Origin of the sequence: Desmospora activa DSM 45169 (genome assembly GCF_003046315.1) — a bacterium.
GTDB classification, from domain to species: domain Bacteria; phylum Bacillota; class Bacilli; order Thermoactinomycetales; family DSM-45169; genus Desmospora; species Desmospora activa.
The window spans coordinates 1-5,401 of the sequence record NZ_PZZP01000007.1 but is presented as its reverse complement, the minus strand read 5'-3'; the positions used below and the strand labels follow the sequence as shown (position 1 = coordinate 5,401).

General features: G+C 42.5%; 13 protein-coding genes and 1 other RNA gene. 13 read left to right on the top strand and 1 reads right to left on the bottom strand.

Features of this window, described 5'->3' with window-relative positions:
* Positions 1 to 44: 44 nt before the first annotated feature.
* On the bottom strand, positions 45 to 260 hold the full coding sequence (locus C8J48_RS18370; protein ID WP_107728716.1) for a helix-turn-helix domain-containing protein: 216 nt from the start codon (positions 258 to 260) through the stop codon (positions 45 to 47).
* Positions 261 to 431: 171 nt separating this feature from the next.
* On the opposite strand from C8J48_RS18370, the gene C8J48_RS18365 reads away from it, so the two are divergent.
* The 13 genes from C8J48_RS18365 (at position 432) to C8J48_RS18310 (ending at position 4,902) form a co-directional block, all read left to right on the top strand.
* On the top strand, positions 432 to 725 hold the full coding sequence (locus C8J48_RS18365) for a hypothetical protein (RefSeq protein WP_107728715.1): 294 nt from the start codon (positions 432 to 434) through the stop codon (positions 723 to 725).
* Entirely contained in the window at positions 722 to 1,156 is a 435-nt protein-coding gene (locus C8J48_RS18360) for a hypothetical protein (protein ID WP_107728714.1), read from the top strand. The genes C8J48_RS18365 and C8J48_RS18360 overlap by 4 nt, the downstream gene beginning before the upstream one ends.
* Positions 1,157 to 1,255: 99 nt before the next feature.
* Positions 1,256 to 1,582: a hypothetical protein gene (locus tag C8J48_RS18355; RefSeq protein WP_107728713.1), complete on the top strand. Its 327-nt coding sequence runs from the start codon at positions 1,256 to 1,258 to the stop codon at positions 1,580 to 1,582.
* Positions 1,548 to 1,751: an NfeD family protein gene (locus C8J48_RS18350; RefSeq protein ID WP_211316703.1), complete on the top strand. Its 204-nt coding sequence runs from the start codon at positions 1,548 to 1,550 to the stop codon at positions 1,749 to 1,751. Before C8J48_RS18355 ends, C8J48_RS18350 begins: the two co-directional genes overlap by 35 nt.
* Before the next feature lie 89 nt (positions 1,752 to 1,840).
* On the top strand, positions 1,841 to 2,062 hold the full coding sequence (locus tag C8J48_RS18345; RefSeq protein ID WP_107728711.1) for a hypothetical protein: 222 nt from the start codon (positions 1,841 to 1,843) through the stop codon (positions 2,060 to 2,062).
* On the top strand, positions 2,049 to 2,414 hold the full coding sequence (locus C8J48_RS18340) for a hypothetical protein (protein WP_107728710.1): 366 nt from the start codon (positions 2,049 to 2,051) through the stop codon (positions 2,412 to 2,414). Before C8J48_RS18345 ends, C8J48_RS18340 begins: the two co-directional genes overlap by 14 nt.
* Before the next feature lie 121 nt (positions 2,415 to 2,535).
* Positions 2,536 to 2,769, top strand: a complete 234-nt coding sequence (locus C8J48_RS18335) for a hypothetical protein (protein ID WP_107728709.1) — start codon at positions 2,536 to 2,538, stop codon at positions 2,767 to 2,769.
* An RNA gene (locus tag C8J48_RS18330) (hammerhead ribozyme type II) lies at positions 2,768 to 2,836 on the top strand. The genes C8J48_RS18335 and C8J48_RS18330 overlap by 2 nt, the downstream gene beginning before the upstream one ends.
* A gap of 35 nt (positions 2,837 to 2,871) precedes the next feature.
* Positions 2,872 to 3,039, top strand: a complete 168-nt coding sequence (locus C8J48_RS18905; protein WP_170105727.1) for a hypothetical protein — start codon at positions 2,872 to 2,874, stop codon at positions 3,037 to 3,039.
* 86 nt (positions 3,040 to 3,125) lie between these two features.
* On the top strand, positions 3,126 to 3,467 hold the full coding sequence (locus C8J48_RS18325; RefSeq protein ID WP_107728708.1) for a hypothetical protein: 342 nt from the start codon (positions 3,126 to 3,128) through the stop codon (positions 3,465 to 3,467).
* A 116-nt stretch (positions 3,468 to 3,583) separates the two neighbouring features.
* Positions 3,584 to 3,763, top strand: coding sequence for a hypothetical protein (locus C8J48_RS18320; RefSeq protein ID WP_107728707.1), 180 nt, complete (start codon positions 3,584 to 3,586; stop codon positions 3,761 to 3,763).
* Positions 3,764 to 3,825: 62 nt separating this feature from the next.
* Positions 3,826 to 4,380, top strand: coding sequence for a hypothetical protein (locus C8J48_RS18315; RefSeq protein WP_107728706.1), 555 nt, complete (start codon positions 3,826 to 3,828; stop codon positions 4,378 to 4,380).
* Positions 4,381 to 4,437: 57 nt separating this feature from the next.
* Entirely contained in the window at positions 4,438 to 4,902 is a 465-nt protein-coding gene (locus C8J48_RS18310) for a hypothetical protein (protein WP_107728705.1), read from the top strand.
* Positions 4,903 to 5,401: the final 499 nt, after the last annotated feature.

Here is a 5,401-nt window from a genome sequence, read left to right as displayed (position 1 = left end):
ATGAGTGTACCCTATTGAGACAAAAAACAAGACGGCCTCTTTAATTAAGAGCCGTCTTGTTTTTTGTATTGCATGACTTGCTCAACAGGCAAATTATAAGTTTCGCAAATACGCTCAATAACATCAGACCGGACCCGTGCATCTCTCCATATCTTTGCTACTGTTTGTGGAGAAAATCCACACTCTTCCTTCTTACACATATCCGTTCGGTTCTTATTTTGTTTCACAAACCAGATGCGCAATGGTTCAAACGTTAACATATCGCTTGCTCCTTTTATCTTTTTTATAAGGATAACCGATTTATTCACGTTAGTAAATACTAAATACACATACGTGTATTTTTTTTACACAATCGTGTTGACAATAAATCTGCGATCGTGTATATTAGTATCAGAAGGTGGTTGAACACACGAGTTAAGGAGGTTACATAGATGACAACTGAGATTGGCGAACAATTTGAAGCTTTAAAAAAAGAACGAGACAGATTGTTAAAGGAAAAAGCAGCAGCTGAGAAGCGATTTATTGGAAAAGGTAACGGAGTCCATATTCAAAAGGATCAAGGCCGATTCAGTATTACGATTAAAGGCAACATTGAAGGGGCTATGATCGGTGATTTCAGTGGTCAAAACCGGTTAAACGGGTTCCGATCAGTAAGTGAAATTGAACAAGAGTTGAAAGCTGTAGAAAAAACTATCTCTTTAGCTGAAAGGATGAATAAACAATGATCAAAAAAATCAAGCGTTTTATCCGGCGTCGTACTTGCAAAGAGTGTGGTTATCGGGTGGATCGGGAGGATATGTGCAACAACGGAATCTGCGTTGATTGTGACTTTGAAGAAAAAGAAAGAGAGCTATATTTCCAACAAGAGCAGGCGATTGAGGAGTATAACGCCGCATTAAAGGTCCAAGGGCCTGTTGAACCTGATTTTGATGAATGGTTCGGTTCATGGGAAGTACAGGACGCCTACACATATTGGGCATTTTCTCAAGATTGCCCCAGTCTGATGGAGGTTGCCGAACGTTTTGTGCCCTTTGCTATCGGGACACCAGATTTCGCCAAGGCGGTTCGGATGATTGAATCAAGAATTGATGATGAACTCGAAATGGGGCGGAAAAGACGGGAAGAGGAAGAAGCTTCGATGAAAGAAGCTATTTAGAACAGGCGTCAGTAGCTTGCAACTCTGCTCATCTCTGCGGGGGTGGGCAGGATGGAGGCTATTGCCACCAGGGAGGAGGCATAGGAAAAGGCCTGCCGGGTGACAGGACCGACAGGCCGCGCGACAATGCATATGCAGAAACATTATATCACGATGACTGAAGAAGAAAGAAGCGTTCAAATCAACATAAGTGCTACGGTAGGGATTATGTATTACAACGGTGAGATCGATACTGAAAGGCTATCCTGGCCTGATTTTGAGGGAAGAGTGCTGCCAGAGATGGTTCGTCAGTTTTTAGAAATTCATGAGCCGTTTTCCGACACCTATGAAGAAGATATTTTAAGATTCGCTCAGGATGCACTGGCTCCAGTATACAAGGGAGGTAACAATGATGAAAGAAAAACCACAAGGATTCAAGAAAGGTGACAAAGTGGTAATGCACACTTGCGCTGAGGCTAAGTTGGATAAGTATCACGGCAAGATCTGGACATGCATTACCGATGAACAGGAGCTTCCTTCCGGTGAGCGGGTAGTCGGGTTAGAAGGGGAAAGCGCCTGTTTTGCTACCGAATTTCTCGCTTTAGTCAAAATGTAACGGTAGTCGGGGGCTACACCCCTGGCACTCCACTTCTTCACAAAATTTCGGAACTGTTACTTTACCAAAAAACAGGAGGCGATGGAATTATGAGCATTGATCACACCATGACAGAGGAATCTATTGTTTGCCCACACTGCGGGCATACCGAAGATGGTGCGATAGACCCTGAATCCCTTTCTGAACTAGGCGACAGCGGCGAAATCAAATGCGATAACTGTGAGAAAGAGTTTCGATTCTATGTTTCACAAGTGGTTCGATACTTTGACACCGAAAAAATGGAAGAGGAGACGGTCAATGATGGGCTTTGAAGCTATCGGGAGTGTATGCAATATCGAAACTTCGTGTAATGATGGTAGTTTGATAGAAGGTGCAAAGTGTGCTTGCGGTGATGATAAGTGTGTTCTTGAAATCATAGATGAAGGAGAAAACATCATGAAATTCTATACTGTTTTAGACCCATCTGCCGATTTTGAAATTATATACAAGTGTCCTCGCTTTAGTGTAGCCCGTGAAAGAATTGCAAAGGGGCAGAATACTTGGGACATAGTGAAAGATAAAAGGATCATCGCGGTCTTTTACGATGAGAAAGAACTTGCACATTATGTATTAACTGAAATGAGAGAAACTGGCATTAAGCAAAAATCAGAATATCAGTCATAAAGGCGAAACGGTGGCCGATTACGGGCACCGTACGGCAGGGATGGCCTCCTACCGCTGATGACCGCGCAAGCGGATCGGAAACGATGCCAGGCCAACAGCAGAGCAGAAAGGATTGGTTTAAATGGCTACAATTGAAATTAGTAAGATTGTCACAGGAGGTACAACGGATTTGGTAGCTAGTTACAGGTTTAACCAAGAGGCAGCAGCGGAGAAAGCATTCAACGAAATTGGTGTATACGAAACGGTAAGGAATATCGGGGATTTCTTAGTAGATTTAAAATACCATGGAGATCAAGTTGCTACATTCATTACAAATGAAACGGGAGTTAGACAGATCGAAAACAAGTTCAAGTAGGCGAAACGGTGGCAACGGCCACCGTCCGGCGGGAATGGCCTTCTGCCGCTGATGATGCCAGGCCAAGGGTAGCATAAACCAGAAATGATCGGAGGAGTAAGGATGGAAAAAGAACTGTTAATCAAAGCCATCAATGAGCTAGTGGAAATCCAAGACATTCTTAATAGTTCAACACGTCTTGACTTACGTGATATCGAACAACTCAACGAGAAAACAGACGAAGTTACACGCCTTATCAATACTGTTTTACGTGCGGAAGCAAGGAACTAAGGAAGCAAGGGAGGGCATGGTTCTGCCCTCCCCCAAATTCCGATAAGGCGAACGTATCGGGAATAAGGAAAGGAGAGGAAGGAAAGTTGAACAAGATTGAAGTTGGAAAATGGTATCGAGGTAAGGAAGGGCTTTATCCAGATGAACTCTTAGCCCTCATGAAACGTTATCCATTTGTCCCTTTCTTTATTGATGGTGAGCATATGTTTGAGAGCGGAAGAACCTTTCGTTGGAATATGATTAAGGATTGTTTGGAAATGGAAACAACTGATAAGTGGGTACCCGGAGATTTAGCTCTGATGGTAGATATAATGGAAGATCAGTCCCCCCGATTGGAATTTTCGGTAATCCCTCAGTCCTTTTTACGGAATCAAGGTTGCTCTCCAGGAGAAGTTAAAGTCTTTATTGAACCCCCTTGTTTGGACTGATATGACGGATTGTCAGGTTAAATTGGGCGGGATCTCCGCCCCTCCACCAAGCGGGTCTAGCCTACGTTAGTGCCGCTTGGTGGGGGATACTCCTCAAAGAAATAGGAGGGATTGTGTTGTTAAATAACTTATATGATCTGGCTTTTTCCATTTATTTAACCTATATTCAAGGATTGTTGCAGGTCATGGAATACAACTATTTTCTTGCATTGATTGTGCTGTTTGTACCAGTTGTGTTGGTTTGGCTTATAGGAAATATCATTCAAGTGGTGTTCGAAAAAGCTTGGGGGAATTGATCAAAAGGGTGGCTCCCGATAAGCTATGCGATTTACCGGAAGTAAGAGAGGAGTGACATGAATTGAAAAAATCAACCGCCTTGTTTTGGGCATGGTTATTAATTCAATTTTTGTTGGTAGGGTGTTTGTTATGTGGAGTTGCTGCTGGAATATACGCGGTTGCTTATAAATTCGGTTTTATAGCTGGCTGGGCCTTTATAGATCAGCGCTTAGATAAAGAAGGGTTAATATTATGGTTGCCGATCACAATGATTCCTGTGTTCGCGATTGGGAAGGGGTATTGGTTCATTAAACAACAACGAATCAAAGAAGTGACACAATTTGTAACGGAAGAATCGGAAAGTGAATTGAAAAAACAGATTGAAAAGAGTTTGAACTCTCGTAGCTTCAAGGACAATCAAAGAGAAAGGGCATTTTTAGAACACCTTTGCAAGAAAAGCGAATGGACAGAACTTGAAAAAGAGGCATTGGTCCGATTGTTTTCAGATGGTGGGGTAAAGTTTAGGACAGAAAAAGAATGTTTGAGTCAAAATGAAGTGAATCGAATGATGGATAGGGGCTTTCAGAAAGTAGAGGATTTTGGATATATACTCATTCATCCGATGCCTCACCAGTAAAAGGCGAAACAGTGGCGGCTAACGGCCACCGTCCGGCAGGGTGGCCTCCTGCCGCTGATGACCGCGCAAGCGGATCGGAAAACCGATGCCAGGCCGGAGGTGACTTTATTGAAGAAGGATGACTTTGCAAAGCAATTAGGATTCTTTAATTGGAAACGCCTAATGGATGCAACCGTAGTTAAATATCAAGATATTAATTGTAGTTGGTTTGTGACACAACTTCCTGATGGTTATTGGGCTCATTGGGATAATATTCAGTTGAATCCACAACATGTTTACGTATTTGACACGCTAGAAGAAGCTGAAAATAAATGCCGAGAAAGTTACCAAGATTTTTTAGATATTCTTTCTATCGATTATGGATCAGGATTGAAATTTAAGCTTCGTAAAAGCAAAGCATTTCGTGTATTCGCCGAAATAACACAAGGGCCACCTTTGATTATTCGTCTTTATGCAAAACTACAGGGAAAGACACCAGAAGAATACTTAAATCAAATTAACCAAGGTAAATTCAAAAGATGACTCCCGATAAGGCGGACATAACGGAAGAAAGGACAAAAGATGGAACAAACGAAAAAAACACTGACTCAGCTGGAATATCGGCTGGCCAGGACTACTATTTGGTAGGATACAAAGAGGTACCTATAGATGGCTTGATGGCTCGACAAAGAGGTTGAAAGACAAAATAAAGTGGGTGTTAATCATGGGTATTATAGATGCATTATCTACGCCAGAGGGATTGAGAGCAATTGGAGTAGCAGGATTGGTATTATCTTCCTACGCTTTTGCAATCGGTTTCGGGAATAAGAATCTTTTATTAATAATCGTTTCGTTCCTCGCTTTCATAGTATCTTTGTCGGCAGTATTTGGATGGATGGAAGTGGGCTAATCAGCCCCCTCCGATCCGACGGCCTCCATTGGGGACCGTGGATCGGGGAAAGCAGAACCTTGATGGTTTATTCAGAATTAGTAACAAAACGCACGGATGGTCAGGTTATACGGGCCATTCACAGTTAGTAGG